This is a genomic window from Halorubrum sp. Atlit-28R (assembly GCF_003665955.1).
Taxonomy (GTDB): Archaea; Halobacteriota; Halobacteria; order Halobacteriales; family Haloferacaceae; genus Halorubrum; species Halorubrum tropicale.
In genome coordinates this window covers 33034-52469 of record NZ_QPLS01000010.1, presented here as the reverse complement: position 1 = coordinate 52469, position 19436 = coordinate 33034, and the positions used below count along the sequence as shown (strand labels likewise).

The following is a 19436-nucleotide window of genomic DNA, read 5'->3' as shown; positions in this document are numbered from 1 at the left end:
CATTTCGTGAATTTCTCCTGATAACATGTGTGGTGTGGGGCTGTCTGCCCCGCGTGAAATCTCCGAAAGTACTGAACGTATTTTGATTTCAGTCAGCAGACGGAACTCGCCAAAGACCCACTTTCACCCCACGCCTAGACAATACTGGGGATCTTGGAAAGATCCTCTGAGGGTAGCTCAAAATTAACCAACTAACTGGCGCTTCTACTGGTATCTGTTGGTTAATCACGTTGACCATCACAGCTAAGCCCGGGAGAGGGCTATCGCACAGCACTCGCTGGGAGACGACAGACCGGCCACGGCAACTGACCAGATGTGTATCTGGACCCTGCTTAAGTCGGGTTTTATTTGTAGAATTGACCTATGACTTGGTATGACCGACTCGCCGTCTCCAAGCGTCTCTGTCTCGTTATCTGAGCCGATTAACGTTTCTACAGTCTTGGACCGGGCTGGAATCGATTACGTCACCGTTCATGATCAGCGACTGCTGGCGATCTATCATACCGGGATTTTCAATGTGACAACCGAACCGGAGTCAGTGTCAAATGCGCGAACGCTCGAGATCGAATGCTGGGAAGCCCCACTCCCGTCTCGTAGTGATGAGCGATCGCTACAGGAACTTCTCGAAGACTTTGCGGCCGTGTTTGATGCTGGCGATGAGTCCTGAAATGGTCACTCGAGGACCTTGATCAGACCGACGGTATTCAGTTGAGAGCACTAGAAACGCTAGAAACAAGTCAGCTGGCACGAGTCAACACAATACGCCATTTATGGACATTTCTGAGACGCTCCAGACACTGTATACTGCGACTGTTGAGCAAGACGATGGCACCTATCAAATAACTGTGCCAGACCGTGAGATAGCCACGGGGACACTCTCTGAGGGTGAAACATACCGTGTTGCGCTCATATCGACATCGACGTCGAATATCGAAGCCACCGACACGACTGAGCCCACTCAGTCAGCTGACCACGCTGGTCAGCAACACGAATACGACGGCCCGCCTGTCGAGGAAGGTGAACAGCGAGACGTTGAAATCGAGAACCTCGGTGACCAAGGTGACGGGATCGCGAAAGTCGAGCGCGGTTACGTCGTGATCGTTCCCGAAACGAGTGTTGGAGACCGAGTCACCGTTGAGATGCAACAGGTGCGTGAGAACGTTGCGTTCGCTGATGTCGTTGATAACACCCTTCGCGGGGAAGTTTAGGACCGCAGGTTGGCACGAACAGCTGGTTATGGCAAACCTCCCACACCACTACTCACTTTCTGGCTTCCCGATATACTCGGACTTCATCGTCCCGTTTTCACGATAGTAGCGATAGAGATACGGACCGTGCATATCCGCGGGGTCTCCGCTGGCGCACTTACAGCTATCGTCGCCACAGGTGACTTTCTCTTTGACGACGGTCCCGCTTCCTTCGCTATCGGACTCCTCAACGGGTTCGGCAGCCTCGGGAAGCTCGTCGGTGTCAACCGACTGGTCGCGATACTCGATAAGCGCCTCAACGTAGTTCCGTATCTTATGGAGGGTTTCCGTGTCCTGTTTGGGGAGCCCCTCAGCGATATACTTCGGGAGCGAGGTGGGTGGTGACGGCTGCTCCATGCCTTATGTAACAATTAGGGCCATATTAGCGTTCGGGTGCTACATAAGAAATTGAACCATCGCTACCAACCGTGAACACTTCAGCGATTACTCAAGATCGTAGGCCGCAATTTCGTGAGAGCCACACTGTGGACACTCATCGACTTCCTTCTTCACGCTGTACCCACAGTGACGGCACTCGTGGTGCGTTGTCGATGGCGGCTTGAGTCTCATAATCTGCTGGATGAACTGTTTACTGAGCATTGGTGGGGTCAACGATCTTGCCACAGCTTGGACATTCGGCCCACACGCCCGGATCACCGCCAGCGGTCTCGTAGTGGATGATTGCGTCCCGACCCGTGACTGTCTCGCCGCAGAACGAGCAGTCGCCACGGATTGTCTTTGGGTCATCAGTGGTCATTCTCACGAGCTTGCGAGCTATTTTGAGGGGGAGAGGGAGCGTGTGACACTGTTTTGGAGCTGATCCGGTTGTTAAAACCGACTCAGCAGTGCTCCCTCTCCTCAAAATTTGAGGCGCTGTGACTTATACTTCGGGCGAGCGGGGCGAAAGTACTCTCCGAGGACAGCAGTATGATTGTGAATCGTGAGTAACCATCACACGAGGACACTCCAAGAGCGGTGCGTGGTGACTACGCGCTCGCGGGAGTCCCATCGGCGTCGCCGCTATCGATAAGCGGGTAGTCGATGTGGACCTCGATGCGGTCGAACGGAACGACGGGTTGAATCGCACCGCTGGGCCCGCCCGCTTCGAACGTGGGGATGCCCAGTACTTCCAGCTGCTTCAGGTCGGAGTGGACGTCGGACACGTCACGCTCGACGAGACGCGCTGCCTCGCGCATGCTCTCGGGCGCCTCTTCTGCGATCGCCCGGATGAGCTGAAGACGCAGCGGCGTGAGACTGTCGACGAAGTCGTCGTAGGTGCCGAACTGAAGCGTTGCCTTTCCCTCCTGTTCGCTGAAATCGTCGGCCTCGACGTCTTGGACAAACTGGAGCGCGTCCTCACGGAGCTGTTCTCGGTCGCCGACGGTAATGTGGAGTGTGGTCATGGTCGGGGTATCGTGTGTTGTTACTCAGTCAGTGCGGCCGGGGCGGCTCGCCGCCGCTGGCGTCCCAGTACTCGGCCGCACTCACTCAGAACTCGACAAGCCGGTCCTCCATTCCGGGGAACTCGACGTCGTCGAGGTCGTCGGTCGGCCGAAGCACAACGTTCTCGACGATACCGGCTTTGACGTATGTGTACTGGAACAGCGCTTCCTGGGCCATCTCTCACCTGTAAGTGTTGAATAGAAGTCCAACACTGACCGCAAACTGCCTGAGATTCGCCAAAAATAGTCCGATCGATGCTACGAATCATCTCATTAATTTACTCGGCGCCCGTCGTTACCGTGAACTACCCCACCCTACCGCTCGGGCTGACGCCCTCGCGCTTGAGGGTGGAGCTTCCTGTTTTCACGACGCGCTTTGCATCCACAACCGAGGACACAGGGAGCGCAGTCTCCACAGGCGTTAATTCGGAGCGTCCCGCTCCTAACCGCTTCTTCACACCACGAGAAAGAATATTCAACGCCGCGTTCGCGTCTCTGTCAGCCTCGAACCCACACGCTGGGCAGGAGTGTTCGCGCACCCACAACGGTTTCTCGGTCGAAACGCCGCAGGACGCACACTCTTTCGTCGTTCCGCGCGGATTCACAGCAACGAAGTACGTTCCTTCGCGTTCGCACTTGTATTTGAGCATCCGCAGGAATGTTCCCCACGCCGCACCTGCCCGGTTCCGCGAGTTGCCCGGTAGTTCGACCAACCCCTTTGCGTCCAAGTCCTCGACCGCCACGAAGTCGTACTCCCGAGCGTAGTAGTTCGAGAGCTTGTGAAGGAAGTCGCGGCGCTTGTTCTTCAACTCGGCGTGGCGTTCTGCCACGACCCGACGCTGTTTCTCCCAATTGTCCGACCCGTGCTGTTTCCGCGAGAGGTCGTGCTGTGCGCGTTCCAAACGTTCGCGTTCGTCGGAGAGGTCAAGGGATTCGACGGCGGTTCCGTCCGTGTCGTGGGCGTACTTGAGAATCCCCACGTCGATGCCCACGCAGTTCTCGGGATTCTCTGGCTTCTCCGGCGGGTCGTCGGGCGTCTCGATGCCGAGAATGGCGTACCACTTCCCGGTAGGTTCTTGCTTGACCGTGACGGTCTTAATGTCGGCGTCGTCGGGGAGGTCGCGGTGGAAGGTGAGCGGGATTTCTCCGAGTTTTGAGAGCCACAGTCGCGTCCGACCGCCCGTGTTCTTGAGCTTGAAGCCGGATTGACTGTAGGTGAAACTGCGGTACTCGCCCGGTGCCTTCCACTTGAGCGTCCCGACGCGGTAGCCGTTCTCTTTGCGCCCTCGTAGTGTCGAGAGGTTGTCGTACAGCCGTTGCACGACCTTCTGTAGTACCTTCGAGTGAACGCCTTTCAGGTCGCTCCACCACTTCTTGAGACTCGGCAGGAGCTTCTGCTCGGAGTATGCCGAGGTGTCGTCGTTCCGATTCAGGCGGTGGAGGAAGTGGTTGTAGACCTGTCTACAGGTATCGACAGTCCACGCTAACTGTTCTTCGAGAGCGTCGGACGGTCGGAGTCGATACCTGTAGTTGTAGTTCACGAGCGTTCTTCGATGAGTTCGTCAAGTTGTCCGCGAACGAACGACGAGAGGTTAAGATGGTTCTCCTCGACCCACTCGGCTTGGTCTTCGCGGATGGTGATGTTCTTCCGCCTCACTACATACGCATTGTGCGTATCTGTGCGCATAGTTGTTTCGATTGCGTGGGCCTGTGGGCCGAGCGTCGAACGTGTTTGAGAACCGTGCGGCGCTGTATCCCCTCCCTACTCACTCGCTTCGCTCGTTCGTTGAGGGAGGGGCCTTAGCGCCTCAATTCAGGTAAATATACTTTTTTGGGATATCGTTGGCGTTACAAAGCCTGCTGACCGGCGCCGTTGTTATTGAGAATTAACTTGGCGGTTGTACCACCGAGTTTTAAAAGGCAGCATTTACTGATTGTCTAATTTATTTGCTTGGTCTGACCACTCATCACATTAGGGAGGTCACTCCCAGTTGTCAGAGGCACCCCAACCAGGATATGCTCCTGTGAGCAGGGCTTTTGATTCAGGTTGCTAAACACTCAGTCACGCACGCGTATGGAGTATCTCGCGTTATTTCGAGTGTGTGAAATTAACTTTATTTCTCTTATGTTTTTATTGGAACCTGTAGCAGAGTAATGAGCGAACCCAGCCCTCAGGATACACTAACGGTGAGGTATCAGCGCGAATCACGAGAGATTGTGACTAAGTTGCTCGCAGAAGACCTAGTCCCGGAAGACAAACGGGAGGAAGTTGAAGAGCTCCTAAATAAAGGGGAGCCGCTTGTTGCTCTCCGTGTAGCGCAATCGCATCACCGCCGACAGTAGTCGCTGAGCACAGCCAAGCGTCGTACTTGCGGCAGTAGCCGTGGGTATCTGGAAAGAGGGCCTCGTCAAACATCGTTCCGCACGTCACGGCCGATGGTTCGACAGAGAAGCTCCGTTGAGCTGGTTCGCTAATACCTCTTGTAACAGTCCGGGTAGCAGGACTTTCCCCGTTGTCGGGCCACGCCTGATCGAGTGAAACCTGCTCTCCACGAAGCTCACATTCAGTACTGTAGCCCGCCTGACGGGCATCCGGCGAGAAGTTCTTCGGTTCGGTACACACACCGACGCGCTCGGCAGCTTCCGTGCTCCCTTCCACCGTCGCAACCGAGAGAGTGAGGACCCAATTGTCACCTGGCTTCCCGTCGGTAACAGGTTTGAAGGCGATTGTCGACGCCAGTTCGTCATTGACATAGAACCAGTCGGCATCTCGCTCCGCATGGTAGTGCTCGTCGGATCGAGGATCCTCGAGATCGACGTCGCCAGCTATCGGTATCTCAGCGCTCAGTCGTTCGCCTTGCGCTCGGGTCCCGACGCCGATGTGAGTGGGAGGTCCGCGTCGATCTCGTCGTACCACACGACGGGGCGCTTTGCGCTGCCGTTCTCTTCGAACTCGAGGAGTCCGTAGTCGGCGAGCTCGTTCACGTTGTCGAGGACTTCCGGTGGGTTCCGGCCGACAAGGCGAGCGAGTTCTCGGATGCTCTCTGGCTCGTGCTCAACGATGGCTTCGAGCAGTTCGAGGTTGGTCGACCGAAAGACGCGACCGAACGTCTCGAGGTCTTCGGTCGACAGCGTTGGCTCGCTGGGTTCGACATCGTCGCCGGCGTCGATTGCTTCGAGCCGCTCCTCGAGGCCGCTACGATCCGCGGACTTGATCTGGACGTGGAGTGTTCGGGTCACGATTGTTGTAGTGTCTGGGACTTCGATTGTGCGTCGAACAGCGTGCTCGGGTTACCAGGCCGGCCGCCGTCGTGGTCAGACGGTGGTGAACCATCACCCTGGTTTAACCCTTCACAACGCGTAGAGTAAGACATGAGCCTCGAAGCCCTTGCCGACGTCGACATCATTTCGGACGAGGAGCTCACCGCGCTGCTCGCCGAGGCTGAGGGGAGAACGCCCGAGGAGATTGAGCGCGGTGCCGCCGAGATCGAGATCGCTCCCCCCGAGGAAGCGACTGTCGTCGACGTCGACGAGTAGTGCTACTGCTTTGACGCGGTTTCGGTCCACTGAGAAGCAGCTACAGGTGATCCACTGACTGACGGTCTTGTTCTCGAAAACAACTCAACTCGACTCCATGGCGGCCACTATCGATGGCCTGCGTTTTGGAGATTCACAGAGGAACAAGGAGGAAGCCCACGGCTTCAGCCGTGGGAGGAATCCGACAATACTCGTCACGAACCACGAGCGATAGCAACCTGACTCCTCACCACCAGCCGTGGGATTTATAAATAAATAGATCAAAATGTGAGATACAGATGGGGGATGTGATTCGGACCGTCAAAGTCAAACTCGACGTGCCCGGCGGGCGGTGCGACGACCTCCATCAGACGAAAGATCAGTTTCTCCACTGTGCGAACACGACCGCGGAATGGGCGTGGAGACACCCGAACGAGTACTGTGTCACCTCGAAACAACAAGCCGAGAACGCGCTCTACGAACAACTCCGAGATGAGACAGAGTTGACGGCGAATCTCGTTCAGAAAGGGATTCGACGCGCCATCGAGGCCACGAAAAGCGGTGTCGCCCGATTCAAGAAAGGCGAGACCACTAGCCAACCACAGTTCGACGCGTGGAGCGTCGTCTACGACAAGCGCAGCGCGACGTTCCACCGCGACCACGTGTCCCTTTCAACGGTGAACGGACGTGTCGAGTGTGAGTACGTGATTCCTGACGATCCCACGGGAACACCGATTGGTGAGTACCTACTGAACGAGGACTACGAGTTCCGGATGTCAACGCTCCAGTACGACCGCTTGACCGACTCATTCTACCTCCACGCGCGAATGCGCCGCACCGAACACGACGAACACAAGCAGTCCACAACTGCTTCTGAAGACGCCAAGCACAGAACAGTCCTTGGCGTCGATCTGAACGTGGACGGCTCGCTCGCCGTGACGTCGACAGGCGCGTTCATCGGGAATGCCGACGAGATGAACCATCGACGCCGAGAGTTCGAGAAGACCCGCGGGTCGATGCAACAGGCGGGCACGCGGTCGGCACACCTGTCGATTCAGTCGATGGACGATCGAGAACACCGCTGGATACAGGACGAACTCCATCGCGCCTCGAACCAGATTCTCGACGAAGCTCGCGACCACGGCTGTACCCACGTCGCGTTCGAGAATTTGACAGATATACGCGAGCGAATGGCTGGTGCGAAGCGATTTCACGCGTGGGCGTTCCGCCGCTTGTACGAGTACGTCGAATACAAAGCCGAAATGCTCGGTATCGAGGTCGAGCAGGTGAGTCCCGCGTACACGAGCCAGCGGTGTTCGAAGTGCGGATTTACGCACGAGACGAACCGGCGATCGAAACACCAGTTCGTGTGTCAAAAGTGCGAGTACGAACTGAACGCGGACTACAACGCGAGCAAGAATATTGCTCGGAAACTTCTCAAACGTCTCCACTCGGGGCAGACGTCTTCGAGTGGAGGCGCACCCTGTCAGTGTGCGCTGATGTCAGGGACGCTGAACCTGAACGGCGGATTTACCGCCACCGTCGATTCGGCGGCAGAAGGGGAGTCCACTGACAAGCCCACGACTTCAGTCGTGGGTCACTGACCGGCCGAATGCTTATCACACTACTCAGGTAATACGCTGATAATGAGCACTGAAACGAGTACGAACGACGATCCTCATGGTGGGCGAACCATCACGCTTACCCAGGCGGACGACGGCTGGTGGGTTGCCCGTGACGAGGAGACAGGTGTTGCGAGCCAAGGTGAGACGAGGCAGGATGCCCTCGACAACCTCGACGAGGCAGTCGCACTTCACAAGGGTGAGATCGGCGAGTCGATCGATACTCGGGAGGAAGAGGAGAAAGTACTCGAGGAACTCGGTATCGATCCGGATGAGGTAGCGCAGGCTCGTGATGAGCACGATGGCCTCCCTGACTTTATGCAGTAAATTGGATGGCGTCACGCGATTTCTCCGGGCGCGATGTCGTCAAAGCACTCACGAAAAACCGCTTCGTCATTGTTGACCGAACTGGTAGCCACGTCAAGCTGCGGTACGAGCACCCGACAAACGACGATGATGTCCGCGTGGTCTCCGTACCGCAACACGACCGGATCCGAATTGGCACGTTGCGCAACATCGCAGAGCAGTCCGGGGCGGAGGACTTCGAGAAGTGGTGTCAGTGGATCGAGCAGCAGTGCTGATACGCTACTCAGCTAATCCCCCGAAGATATTGGATTGTATTCCCGGACCGGTCTACTGGTCCAGTACTTAGGACCTGTTGAACTTCTCAAAATATGATATTTTTGACTCGGTTCGTTCAATACAGAGAACTCACGGATCGCTCAGGATAGACTGTCCGGGAGATACTGCGAGCAATCGACCGGGATCGCCTCCCACGCTGCCTGAATTGCTTGATACCCTGTCCAACCTTCCCCTCGAAGCATCTCGCCACAGGCCTGACAAAACTCCGCTACAGTACACCCTCCGTCGTCTAGCAACAGATACAGCAAAAACGTGGGAGCAACTGCCTTCCCAGTCGTCTCTTCTGCGTCACCGAACGCTCGATTGATAGCCTGACGCCCGTGCGCATCCATCAAAATAGCGAACCGATACAGCTCTGTATTCTGCTCAATTTCCATCTTCACGGACTTCTCCCCCGCATCCTCTCCGTGCGGTCGAGGGACACACGGAACCGTCGTAAACGGCACATCCTTGTCGTCGAACGGCTCAAGTGCCCTCTTACTCCCGTCGTGGACCCACCGCTCTCTCGTCCCTTCGGGTGCGTACTCAGACATCTCCCGAACGTGGCGGTTGAGTTCGTGATAACACACGTTAGTCGTCGTCAGCTGTATATTGTCGGTAATTCGAGACCAGAGATCCGTGTTCGCGACAGCAATTAGTGCGTCTGTATCAACGATAACTGGATGGCGTACATTATCCTCCGCCATCTTCACTGCTGGAAAACGCCACTCGTATCAAGGTCTGCAGCCTCCTCAAAGGATTCCCGCTCCCGCTCAATTTCTTCCAAAGCATCACCAAGAAGAATCTCCGCAACTTCCTCAGAAAGCTCTCCCTGCTTGTATCGCTGGTGGAGGGTGATCTTCTCCTCGTCTGAGAGGACTTCTCGGAGTTTCTCTTGAAGACCCTGCCGAGCAAGCTCACTAATGTTGATCCCACCAAGACGCATCTGATCGACAATCTGAGTCGCCTCTTTTTCAGTTTCTCCCCGGAACTGGATTTTGTCGTTGTTTGTGGCCATCTTACTTTGTATTCTATTTCCACGGTAATAGCTGTTGTGACAGGTCATCCATGTCAGTACAAACTCACAGCGATCAACGACTGGTTCAAGTGAGAACCTCTCTGAAGAAATGAATTTGAACAAGACCACTGGCTACTATCGAAGAGATCCGGGTCTTACCGCTCATTCACGCGGTTGTCCGTCTGTGAGAACGCTTCGGTCGCCATGTCGGCGCGTTCGGCCGCCTCGATGTGCTGGTACGCCTCCCGAACCTGCTCCTCGCTGTTGTCGAGGTACCGCGCCGCTGCGGCATAGCCGAACTGCCGGACGAGTACCTCCCCGACGCCCCGGCGTCCGCCGTGAAGTTCGAGATAGTCCCCGTCGAGTGAGAGGTCGAGTTCGTCGCGACGCTCGGCGAGCTTCTCGTGCGTCCAGAGACGCTCCATGATCGACCGAGCGCCGTCGGTGGTGAGCGGCTTCGGCGCGTCGAGCTCGTGTTCGGCGGCGACGATCAGGTCGGGCGACCCGCTGCGGACGCGCTCGATCGCGGCCTCGTCGAGGCCGGCGTCGGCCAGCCCGTCGGTGACGTGGTGAGCGAGCGACGGGCGGTGGAGCGTCGTGAACACCGGCCACGAATCCGGAACATCTAGCACCTCGGCGTACCGCTTCAACGGTCCGATGACGGGCCCGGGGAGTGACGCCTCCTTCCACTCGCGACTCTTCCGGAACACGGTGACGCTGCTGTCCGCGAACGACACGTCACGCCACCGGATCCCGTTGCGACCCTCGCGGTCCTCCTTCGGCGCCGAAAGGAACTCCGACCCGCGCAGGCCCGTGTAGGCGACGACGTACACGAGCGCCTGCTCGCGACACCGCTGGTACGCCTCTAACCGGGCGCGCTGTTTGGCCTGCCACGCCTCGCTCTCCGGGTCGCCCCGGTCGGCGTGGGAGACCTCGATCGCGCCGAGCGCGTCGAACGCCTCGGAGACCTGCCGGTCGACGAACTGCGTAATCAGGTCACGGTGGATCGGCTCCCACGCCTGCTGGTCGCCTGGACGTCGGCCGTCATTATCGGGGAGCGGGTCCTCTGCGTCCGACTCCCGGGCGTAGTGGCGCGGGATGTATCCCTGTGCGTGCGCCCACCCGCACCACGACGCGACGTGCGCGTAGTAGGTGAGCACGGTCCCGGCGGCGTACCCAGCGGTCGAGAGGTACCGTGCGTAGTCCGAGAACACCGTCGTGTCGAGGTCAGCGAACCGGACGGTGTCGCCGTCGACGACGCCCGACCACGACTCGGGCGGCGAGGCGTTCGCCGAGTCCGCCGTTCGACCGAGACACCAGCGCCGGAATCGCTGGAGCTCGCGCTCGGCGTCAGTTCGGTACGCGCCCTGCCCGCCGGCGTCGCCTTTGCCCTTGTCAGTGAGATACTTCGTGAACGTGTCGTCGATCGCGGTCTCGACGGAGCGTCGGCCCGTCATTGGACCTCCAAAGTGTGGGGGTTGTGCCGTCGGAACGCCGCTCCAGCAGCGACGATCGGGCTGGAGCGTGCGTCGGTGGAAGCGTCGGCCATGATTCTGAATCTGCCTCGTTTGGGGCCACGGGTAGGGGTCACTAAGAGTTTACTCTGTCTTACTCAACTAAGACAAAGTACTGTATTCGGCTGGATATTGATGGTTCTGTGAGATTATCGGCTGATTTCGGCCGCGAGAGAGATTCTACTCCGAACGAGGCCAAACTTAAATCGCATGTCGCTATACACAATTGGTCCCGTGGAGTTCACAGGTTCGGAGGATAAGCCAGTTTCAGGCCGAATTAGGATTAATTCGTGATTTTTCTCACCGACCAGTCCTGATTTGGATCCCTACTGGTCGCATCTACCGGACGAACGTGCGAAATTTCGTGGATTCTACCGCTCCTGATTAGTGTTGTCACTCCCAAACGGCGGACTTAGTGGGGGACCAGCCGGTTAGTCGTGTGGAATCAACGACGAGGCAACGAGCTCAACACACTCACCCGCAGTAATCACAGGTGCGTAGTTCATCTCACCGTCAACGTCCGCTTTCAGCAGGAAATCGGTGAGCCGCCAGATATTGTACAAGAGTACGGCAAACACGAAGTAGAACAGGCGAACGCGGTAGTCTTTCGAGGAGGTCTTGGCGAGAAAGTCGCCCTTGATCGATTTGTACTCGCTCTCGATTTGCCACCGGCGACTATACCGTTTACAGAACGCCTCGGCCTCATCGGGTCCCACTCGGAGATTCGTCGCGAAGACGGCCGTTCCCTCCCCACTCGTCGACGGCACGTACAGGAGCCGCATTGGATGAGATCCAGATTGCACATGGATAGAAGCCGACTCAACAGCCACCTCTTGGTCGTCTTCCTCCATTTGTTTGAGTACATCCCGTTCGGAGCTGGAGACTCGCTTCGGAATGAGGTAGTTCACATCAAGGTTTGAGAGCGTCTGAAACACTTGTATCGAATCAAACTCTCGATCACACAGCACTGTCTCGATTGGAACGTGTTCTTTCGCTCGTCGAACGAGCCGTCGCAAAGTACGATGGATCTGATTCGAAGGGTTCTCATCCCACTCAGAACTCTCTCGAACCGGCTCGACAGCCAAAATCAGCGGGATGTTCTGCCCGATGATCGAAAGCGTCGCAAATTTGAACGCTCGACCATCTCTGGCCTTGGTCCCGCTGACCATCGGCATCTCCTCGACATCTCCATAATAGGGAATGGTGGTGATGTCGATCGCCGCAGTGACTGGACGGCGGAAGGAGGATTCAGAGGCGATCACGGAAACCAAGCGATCCGTTGTCTCGTTGAAGCCGTCGACGAGCTCGTCAGGCTCGAACTGCTTGACGGTGCGAAGGTGGGTATCGCCATGCGGGCCATAGTCCTCGCCACGCCGGTACTGAAAGCGAGTAGCTCCCTGCGTGGCTCCGCACCGAACCATTCCCATGAATGTCTGTAACTCGAAAAATTGCGTGTCTTCGTACAAGGCGTTCGACGCCCGATCAGAGTCAAAGTGTCTGAAAGCGTGATCACGCGCGAGGCGCGTCGTCTGAACAATCTCCTCCTGTGAGAAGGATTCGTCTTCTACTGAGTCTGCGGCTTCCTCAGTATCGTTGAGGATCTCTGCCTTTGGCCGAACCTCGGGCGCTGAAATGCCGCGATCGTGGACCTCTTTAACAACGAAGTGGGCGACAGCGTGGACGTATTCGTGGATCGCATCGTCGAATCGGTTCCGCCATGCCCGCGAGAACGCCGATTCGTCGGGCACTCGGTTGAAGCCGAGAATCGTGACCACCTCTGGTTGTCGGGTAAGTCGTCGAGAGAACTCGGCATACGAGTCACCCGTTATCTCCATGAACACGAACGAGAGGACCATCGCGCGAAAGGAAAGTGGCGCAGGATGCCACGCTGGATACCCGTCTTCAATCGCGTCTATCGAGTGATCGAGGTTATCGAACGTGGTGACGAGAGCGGTCTCCTTGAGGTTATTTCGAATGGTGATACCAAGTTTGTAAGCCTCACATAGTAAGCGCATACAAGAAATCCATTATTATCATGGATAATAACCCCGGATCTGAATAAAACGTGTGGATGTTTCCGGAAACGGGTTGAAGTACGGCACGAGGGATTGCTGCCAAATAAGCAGAATTCGCTGAGTACGCTCTATCTCTGATATCTCTCAGCGGATGAGCCGAATCCGAAATAGACTCGACTCAGATTCTGAGTAGACTCAAATCTTAGTCAATATCTCTGTATCATACAGCTGATGGTCAACCAGATCGGGGAAACCTTTAGCGGAGATGGTGTAATCGGATTGATTCTCGCAATTGCCCCTGAAAGCGCACGGTTCAAAAAAGTGGCACCTCAAGTGCCAGTAAGCCATGATACAGTATCCAATCGAGTCGACGAGGCTCGTAATATCGGATTGATCAGAACGGAGCATATCTCCGGTATTGGAACTAGCTTCACCAACGAATTGACTCCATCTGGCGATATCTACTACTGGATGATGATAGAATTAGGTTTAGATGATATACGTATAGATTATATAATGGTGAATGTGTGTACGTTTCATAATAATACACCAACAACGGATTCCGGCAGGTCAAGTCAGCGCTATTAATAAATCACCACAACCTATGGATCAAATATATCCATTCGAATCGAGACAATCAAGGGCGCCTCCTGGTCCCACACAGGACCCTGGAAGGATCGGGGCAGCAAAGTTGGAACAAGCACCAAGTGCGCACCCAACACAGACTACAGCGCCGAAACCAGTTGGCCCACCGATACACGCCGGAAGACAAATGTTACAAACTACCCGTGAAACGGCCATTGCTCCAACACAACCGGAAATTTCGGCTCCACAATCGTCGGCAGCATCACTTACATTACCAATAGCATCTTGTGCAGCATCAATCGGATTTAGAGACTCCGTAGACACTTTCGCAGTAGTGAAATTTACCTCCTGCGATTTCATATCTTTGGCCGTCATATCTTGTGGTTTAACATTATATCGAGTATATTCTATATTTTCTATATTCGTATCTGTTGCCCGCGTGAATTCCGAGTAGTCATCAAACTTTTCAGGGAGTTCAACGGCATCTACAAAGAACGCGTCTGATTCACCTTCAGTATAGATAGTTGTATCCACATCCGGATCAAGTTCAACAGCATTTCGAACCTGCCTCGCCTCATCATCTGTTGCTGTTCTACGGAACACAACTCTATCTTCTCGCCCAAACAGGCTCGCCTCACTTGTGCTTGGAATATCCTGGTACTCCTTGGGTAGATCTTCGTCTTTATCAGAGAATGTGAAAACTGCACTTGTGTTCTTGTTCAACTTTCCAACCCGAAGCTTACCCGATTCGAAGGAAACAGTCGTCATCGAGAGTTTAAATTGGCCTGGTTCGTAGGTTTTCACCTTAGCAACTTCCTCTTCTTTAATCTCAAGATTAAGCTCTGAGATGATCGACTGAACCTCTGGAATCCGTTCGATATCAGCCGTACTAGCTGTCTTTTCTGATGTCCAAGCTGCTACTGGACCAGTGAAGGAAGCTAGGCCAGCTGTGGCTCCTGCGGTTTTTCGAAGCACGCTTCGCCGATTCGGAAGTTTAGTCTGATTTTTATCAGACATCGATTGGAATTAATGGCACTATAGTATAAAGTCTTTATCACCAACTGTACTTTTGGAAAACAAGTACTGCTATTATTTTATTTTTTATTGGAAATATAATAACTGATACCAATTATGGTCAAGTACCTGTTTAGAAAGTATCTATATAGCTAAAATCTCTGCTTACTATGGGGTATTATCCAAGACATCCAAAAGAAATATTAGTAGAGGAAACAAAAAATGTACGTATGAAGAGGCCGACACTCATACTTGGACTTTCTGTTTGGGCGATTATACTTGGCTTAATCCATATTGTATTAGCTATCCTTTCGGTATCTCTCCAGCCAGTCGATTTTTGGATTCTGTTATTGGTTACTCTACTAGTAATATATGTGGTACGCCAATACCAATCTGAGCAGAATGTGGGGGTTGAACAACTTAGTAGGAACGTTCAATTTTATCTCATTATTGTGTCTACTGCTTGGCTATTATTGTGGTCAGCTTGGACAGTTATCAGACTTCTAAGTTAATTCTATACTACTGTGTGTCGGGATTTTATTTGGAACTAATCAGGAACAGTTGCCTATTATGTTAACGAATCCGATGCTCAAACAAACTCTTACTAACTGGTTATAAATAACCATAACAACACTATGCCTCTGGCAAAAATTCGACTGATTCTCCAATTATTATGACTTCACCGCTAGTCTTCGCGCACGCATCGAGAAAAGCTTGAACAGTTTGTACGTTATTACATTCACCAACTGCCGCATCAGTTACTTGACAATTGAACCTCAACTGGCAGGATAAAAAGTAGACATTGGCGCCTATCCCATTCTGAGTGGCTGCCAGCCAGTTTATACTGACAGGATACAAATCAATGCGCGTCACTACTACAAATTCTAACATTAACGCGTTGCGCATCAACGAAGATATATACTTATGTTAACCTTGCTAGTCCGAGAACAAAAATAATATATGGTATTAATCTAATGTTTATTTGATGAAAGTCGACTTCGTAAACACGCTTCACCAACCAGAATACACTGGCGATAACCGGTGTACGCCTTGTACCGTCCTCAATCTTGTATTAGCAGGCTTATTTTCTTCTATCGTCGCCCGCAAATCACGTATCGGAGGATATGTAATTCTCCTTGTCTCAATTGGATTAATCTATTTTCGAGGATATCTCATACCTGAAACTCCAGAGCTAACAAAGCATTACCTTCCCCCTGAGGTACTTCAGTGGTTTGGCAAGGAACCACAATTTGAGACACGAAGTGGCATAGGTAGGCAGTCTGAATCCAGCCGTAATGTAGACGGAACCTCGTCAAAGACACCGACTGCTGATCCCCTAGAGGAGACTGAGGATATCGATCTCCATGATTATCTCTTAGCTGAGGGCATTCTTGAGCCGTGTGAGGATCAAGATGATCTCTGTCTCGTTGCCGAGTTCAGGACAGAATGGGATGATAAAATCGCAGAATTGGCCGATAAAGACCTGGAAGCTTCCGAGGCAGGTTCTGTCCTTGGGGTTGAGAGAGATGCTGAGGAGTTCGGGATCGAACAGTACGGCGACGCATGGACATTAGTATCGGCCTCGGGAACTCTTGGTCAGTGGCCGTCACAAGGGGCACTTCTTGCTGACGTTGGAGCTGCAAGCGTCCTCGACACTTGGTCCACTCAATGGGGTACCCTAGCTCCGGCACAACGAGGGCAAATTCTCAACGGGCTTCGGCTTTTCCTTGAGCAGTGTCCTGGTGGGAGTGGACCAGTAAGCATGAATCAAGAGACAGTCGAATCCTGTTGTTCGTCTCATGAGGTCATCACGATTTTCTGTGATGAAACAGGAGAGCGGCTCTTTGAGCAGCCTCTTAGTGAGGTCTGAGGTCAACTCAAGAGCCGTTCTGGAGTTCCTGACAGAATTTATGTTCGACGGTAGCCAGATCTGACAGAAGGATTACCCGAAGTGTGAGCGATTCACACCTCGTTTGTTCGCGAGTATGATCAGTCAGTATCCGCAGTAAGAACATGGCGGTGTTCAGATAAGGATTGAAAGGTGAGGCGGTGCGTTTTCAAAGTGATCTATGCCCGAAAACGACCGCCTCGGCGTCAGTTTGGACGATATCAACTTAGAATTTGTGGAGCGAGAAGCAACACCGCGGCTGTTGATGAAGCTCAGTATTCAGCTTCATTTAGCAGGACTATCGCTTTCGAATACTGTTTCGTTTCTTGAGGTATTCGGTGTTGAAAGAGTTCGATCCACCGTTCATAACTGGGTTCATAAGGCCGATCTACAGCCGGAATCTGGTCGGAGCCCGAATCACGTTGCGGTTGATGAGACTGTGATTCGGCTTGATGGTGAACAATATTGGCTGTACGCTGCTGTCGATCCGAAAACGAACGATCTGCTTCATACACAGCTTGAACCGACGACGAATAACGCTCTCGCAGATCGGTTTTTCGCTGATCTCTGTGACAAACACGACATGGATGACGCAACTGTTCTCGTAGATGGATCAGCTTCACTTCAGCGAGCCTGTCGCAAACATGACCTCGATTTCAGATACGAACGACATGGAAATCGGAACAGTGTCGAACGTGTCTTTCGTGAAATAAAACGTCGAACTATCTGTTTCTCAAACTGTTTCAGCAATACCAAAGCAGAAACTGCTGACGAGTGGCTGAGATCGTTCGCTTTCGCATGGAATCAGCTTATCTGAACACTACCAAGAACATAGCGACAAGAGATATTGGCCTCTATTTTAATTCAGAACAGATGGATCGAACAGAAGGCACGCATCAGATCCATCCTCCGAGATTGTGGGAGTTGCCACAGTTTCGGAGGATAGGCTAGTTTTGGATCGAATCGCCATCAAGTCGTGGTGATTCTCAGCGGTCGGGGATCGATTTTGAATCTTTACTCTCGAACTACCGGACGAGCGTACGAAATTGCGTGGATTTTGGCGCTGCTGAATACGGTTGTCACTCTTGAGCGGCGGACCCAGCGAGAGCTCAGCCGATTAGTCGTGCGGGATCAACGCCGAGGCAACGAGCTCAACACACTCGCCCGCAGTAATCACAGGTGAGTAGTCCATCTCGCCGTCGACACCTGCTTTCAGCAGGAAGTCGGTCAGCCGCCAGATATTGTACAAGAGGACCGCGAACACGAAGTAGAATAGGCGAACACGGTAGTCTTTCGAGGAAGTTTTCGCGAGAAAGTCACCTTTGATCGATTTGTACTCACTTTCGATCTGCCACCGGCGGCTGTAACGCTGACAGAACGTCTCGGCTTCCTCGGGACCGACTCGGAGATTCGTCGCGAAGACGGCCGTTCCCTCCCCACTCGTCGACGGCACGTACAGGAGTCGCATTGGATGCGATCCAGATTCCACGTGGACAGAAGCCGACTCAACAGCCACCTCTTGGTCGTCTTCCTCCATTTGTTCGAGTACCTCCCGTTCGGAGCTGGAGACCCGCTTCGGAATGAGGTAGTTCACATCGAGGTTTGAGAGTGTCTGGAAAACTTGTATCGAGTCAAACTCTCGATCACACAGCACTGTCTCGATTGGAACATGCTCTTTCGCTCGTCGAACGATCCGTCGCACAGTACGATGGATCTGATTCGACGGGTTCTCATCCCACTCAGAGCTCTCTCGGACCGGCTCGACAGCTAAGATCAGCGGAATGTTCTGTCCGATGATCGAAAGCGTCGCAAATTTGAACGCTCGACCGTCTCTATCCTTGGTTCCACTGACCATCGGCATCTCTTCGACATCCCCGTAGTAGGGAATGGTCGTGATATCGATCGCAGCGGTAACTGGTCTCCGAAAGGATGTCTCCGAGGCGATCACGGAGAGCAAGCGATCCGTTGTCTCATTGAATCCGTTCACGAGCTCTTCGGGATCGAACTGTTTGACAGCGCGGAGGTGTGTGTCGCCGTGGGGTCCATAGTCCTTTCCGCGCCGGTATTGGAAGCGAGTCGCTCCCTGCGCGGTTCCGCACCGAACCATCCCCATGAACGTCTGTAGTTCAAAGAATTGTGTGTCCTCGTATGAGGCGTTCGACGCCCGACCAGAGTCGAAGTGTCCGTAGGCGTGATCACGCGCGAGGCGCGTGGTCTGGACAATCTCCTCCTGTGAGAAGGATTCGTCTTCTATTGGGCCTGTATCTTCTTGCGTATCGTCGACTATCTCTGTCTTAGGTCGCACCTCCGGCGCTGAGATGTTACGATCGTGGACCTCTTTGACAACGAAGTGGGCGGCAGCGTGGACGTATTCGTGGATCGCGTCGTCGAATCGGTTCCGCCATGCCCGCGAGAACGCCGATTCGTCGGGCACTCGGCTGAAGCCGAGAATCGTGGCCACCTCTGGTTGTCGGGAAAGTCGTCGACTGAAGTCGGCGTACGAGTCACCCGTTATCTCCATGAACACGAACGAGAAGACCATCGCGCGAAAGGAAAGTGGCGCGGGATGCCACGCTGGATATCCGTCTTCAATCGCGTCTATCGAGTACTCAAGATTCTCGAACGCAGTGACGAGATCAGATTCATCAAGCTGGTTTCGGATGTCGACACCTAGTCGGTACGCTTCACACACATCGCGCATTTGAGGATTCTCAATAGGAGAGTCATCGTTAGAAGTGGTCACACATTAGTTGAGAAAGCTGATGAAATCAAATCTTTAAGTGTGAATGTCGAGTCCTGTTTAGATGTAGATTATAATTCAACAGAGCATGGAATAGTTCTCTCGAAGATCAGTTAACTGATCGTCACCTACTTCCAGATGTGGCTGCCGCGTTACCACTCTACACGGACACTAGGTGGTCACCTAAGAAGATCAGATTGATGTGGACACTTTG

The 19436-nt window shown here is 53.8% G+C and carries 20 protein-coding genes; 9 read left to right on the top strand and 11 right to left on the bottom strand.

All coding sequences use genetic code 11. The annotated features are described in order from the left end of the window. The first annotated feature begins 373 nt into the window (after positions 1–373). Together DVK06_RS18420 and DVK06_RS14030 are read left to right on the top strand one after the other, a co-directional pair. The gene (locus DVK06_RS18420; RefSeq protein WP_147438102.1) at positions 374–667 is read left to right on the top strand and encodes a hypothetical protein; all 294 of its coding nucleotides are present in this window, start codon (positions 374–376) and stop codon (positions 665–667) included. A gap of 103 nt (positions 668–770) precedes the next feature. Beyond that, entirely contained in the window at positions 771–1208 is a 438-nt protein-coding gene (locus DVK06_RS14030; RefSeq protein ID WP_121600730.1) for a TRAM domain-containing protein, read from the top strand. Positions 1209–1256: 48 nt separating this feature from the next. Here DVK06_RS14030 and DVK06_RS14025 read toward each other — a convergent pair whose 3' ends face one another. The 5 genes from DVK06_RS14025 to DVK06_RS14005 all read right to left on the bottom strand — a co-directional run bounded on the left by DVK06_RS14025 (position 1257) and on the right by DVK06_RS14005 (position 5929). Next, positions 1257–1604 carry a DUF6788 family protein gene (locus tag DVK06_RS14025; RefSeq protein WP_121600729.1) on the bottom strand — a complete coding sequence of 116 codons (348 nt, stop codon included), beginning with the start codon at positions 1602–1604 and terminating at the stop codon, positions 1257–1259. Between the two features lie 629 nt (positions 1605–2233). After that, a complete protein-coding gene (locus DVK06_RS14020; RefSeq protein ID WP_121600728.1) occupies positions 2234–2650 on the bottom strand; it encodes a transcriptional regulator in 417 nt (138 codons plus the stop codon). An 85-nt stretch (positions 2651–2735) separates the two neighbouring features. After that, positions 2736–2867 carry a hypothetical protein gene (locus DVK06_RS19620; protein ID WP_255410376.1) on the bottom strand — a complete coding sequence of 44 codons (132 nt, stop codon included), beginning with the start codon at positions 2865–2867 and terminating at the stop codon, positions 2736–2738. A 127-nt stretch (positions 2868–2994) separates the two neighbouring features. Further along, a complete protein-coding gene (locus DVK06_RS14015; RefSeq protein WP_121600727.1) occupies positions 2995–4230 on the bottom strand; it encodes an RNA-guided endonuclease TnpB family protein in 1236 nt (411 codons plus the stop codon). A gap of 1303 nt (positions 4231–5533) precedes the next feature. Beyond that, on the bottom strand, positions 5534–5929 hold the full coding sequence (locus DVK06_RS14005) for a hypothetical protein (protein WP_121600726.1): 396 nt from the start codon (positions 5927–5929) through the stop codon (positions 5534–5536). A 132-nt stretch (positions 5930–6061) separates the two neighbouring features. Here DVK06_RS14005 and DVK06_RS14000 point away from each other — a divergent pair, with 132 nt between their 5' ends. The 4 genes from DVK06_RS14000 to DVK06_RS13985 all read left to right on the top strand — a co-directional run bounded on the left by DVK06_RS14000 (position 6062) and on the right by DVK06_RS13985 (position 8408). Further along, entirely contained in the window at positions 6062–6226 is a 165-nt protein-coding gene (locus DVK06_RS14000; RefSeq protein WP_233561742.1) for a hypothetical protein, read from the top strand. Positions 6227–6504: 278 nt separating this feature from the next. Next, positions 6505–7809, top strand: coding sequence for an RNA-guided endonuclease TnpB family protein (locus DVK06_RS13995; RefSeq protein WP_121600725.1), 1305 nt, complete (start codon positions 6505–6507; stop codon positions 7807–7809). Between the two features lie 42 nt (positions 7810–7851). After that, positions 7852–8154 carry a type II toxin-antitoxin system HicB family antitoxin gene (locus DVK06_RS13990; RefSeq protein ID WP_121600724.1) on the top strand — a complete coding sequence of 101 codons (303 nt, stop codon included), beginning with the start codon at positions 7852–7854 and terminating at the stop codon, positions 8152–8154. A 5-nt stretch (positions 8155–8159) separates the two neighbouring features. Continuing rightward, complete coding sequence (locus DVK06_RS13985; protein WP_007344151.1) at positions 8160–8408, top strand: type II toxin-antitoxin system HicA family toxin; 249 nt, start codon at positions 8160–8162, stop codon at positions 8406–8408. A gap of 141 nt (positions 8409–8549) precedes the next feature. On the opposite strand, the gene DVK06_RS13980 is transcribed toward DVK06_RS13985, so the two are convergent. The 4 genes from DVK06_RS13980 to DVK06_RS13965 all read right to left on the bottom strand — a co-directional run bounded on the left by DVK06_RS13980 (position 8550) and on the right by DVK06_RS13965 (position 12995). Beyond that, positions 8550–9155 carry a hypothetical protein gene (locus DVK06_RS13980; RefSeq protein WP_233561741.1) on the bottom strand — a complete coding sequence of 202 codons (606 nt, stop codon included), beginning with the start codon at positions 9153–9155 and terminating at the stop codon, positions 8550–8552. 2 nt (positions 9156–9157) lie between these two features. Further along, positions 9158–9466, bottom strand: a complete 309-nt coding sequence (locus DVK06_RS13975) for a hypothetical protein (RefSeq protein ID WP_121600722.1) — start codon at positions 9464–9466, stop codon at positions 9158–9160. Between the two features lie 155 nt (positions 9467–9621). Continuing rightward, positions 9622–10923 carry a site-specific recombinase gene (locus DVK06_RS13970; protein ID WP_121600721.1) on the bottom strand — a complete coding sequence of 434 codons (1302 nt, stop codon included), beginning with the start codon at positions 10921–10923 and terminating at the stop codon, positions 9622–9624. Positions 10924–11411: 488 nt separating this feature from the next. Then, positions 11412–12995 carry a transposase gene (locus tag DVK06_RS13965; RefSeq protein WP_121600720.1) on the bottom strand — a complete coding sequence of 528 codons (1584 nt, stop codon included), beginning with the start codon at positions 12993–12995 and terminating at the stop codon, positions 11412–11414. A gap of 231 nt (positions 12996–13226) precedes the next feature. Between DVK06_RS13965 and DVK06_RS18415 the strand changes: the two genes are divergently transcribed. Further along, a complete protein-coding gene (locus DVK06_RS18415) occupies positions 13227–13583 on the top strand; it encodes a hypothetical protein (protein ID WP_147438101.1) in 357 nt (118 codons plus the stop codon). A gap of 21 nt (positions 13584–13604) precedes the next feature. Here DVK06_RS18415 and DVK06_RS18410 read toward each other — a convergent pair whose 3' ends face one another. Next, positions 13605–14597, bottom strand: a complete 993-nt coding sequence (locus DVK06_RS18410; RefSeq protein ID WP_147438100.1) for a hypothetical protein — start codon at positions 14595–14597, stop codon at positions 13605–13607. A gap of 982 nt (positions 14598–15579) precedes the next feature. Between DVK06_RS18410 and DVK06_RS13960 the strand changes: the two genes are divergently transcribed. Then, complete coding sequence (locus DVK06_RS13960; protein ID WP_121600719.1) at positions 15580–16464, top strand: hypothetical protein; 885 nt, start codon at positions 15580–15582, stop codon at positions 16462–16464. Positions 16465–16663: 199 nt separating this feature from the next. Then, on the top strand, positions 16664–17299 hold the full coding sequence (locus tag DVK06_RS13955) for an IS6 family transposase (RefSeq protein ID WP_121600718.1): 636 nt from the start codon (positions 16664–16666) through the stop codon (positions 17297–17299). Between the two features lie 300 nt (positions 17300–17599). Here DVK06_RS13955 and DVK06_RS13950 read toward each other — a convergent pair whose 3' ends face one another. Next, positions 17600–19183, bottom strand: coding sequence for a transposase (locus tag DVK06_RS13950; RefSeq protein ID WP_121600717.1), 1584 nt, complete (start codon positions 19181–19183; stop codon positions 17600–17602). Positions 19184–19436: the final 253 nt, after the last annotated feature.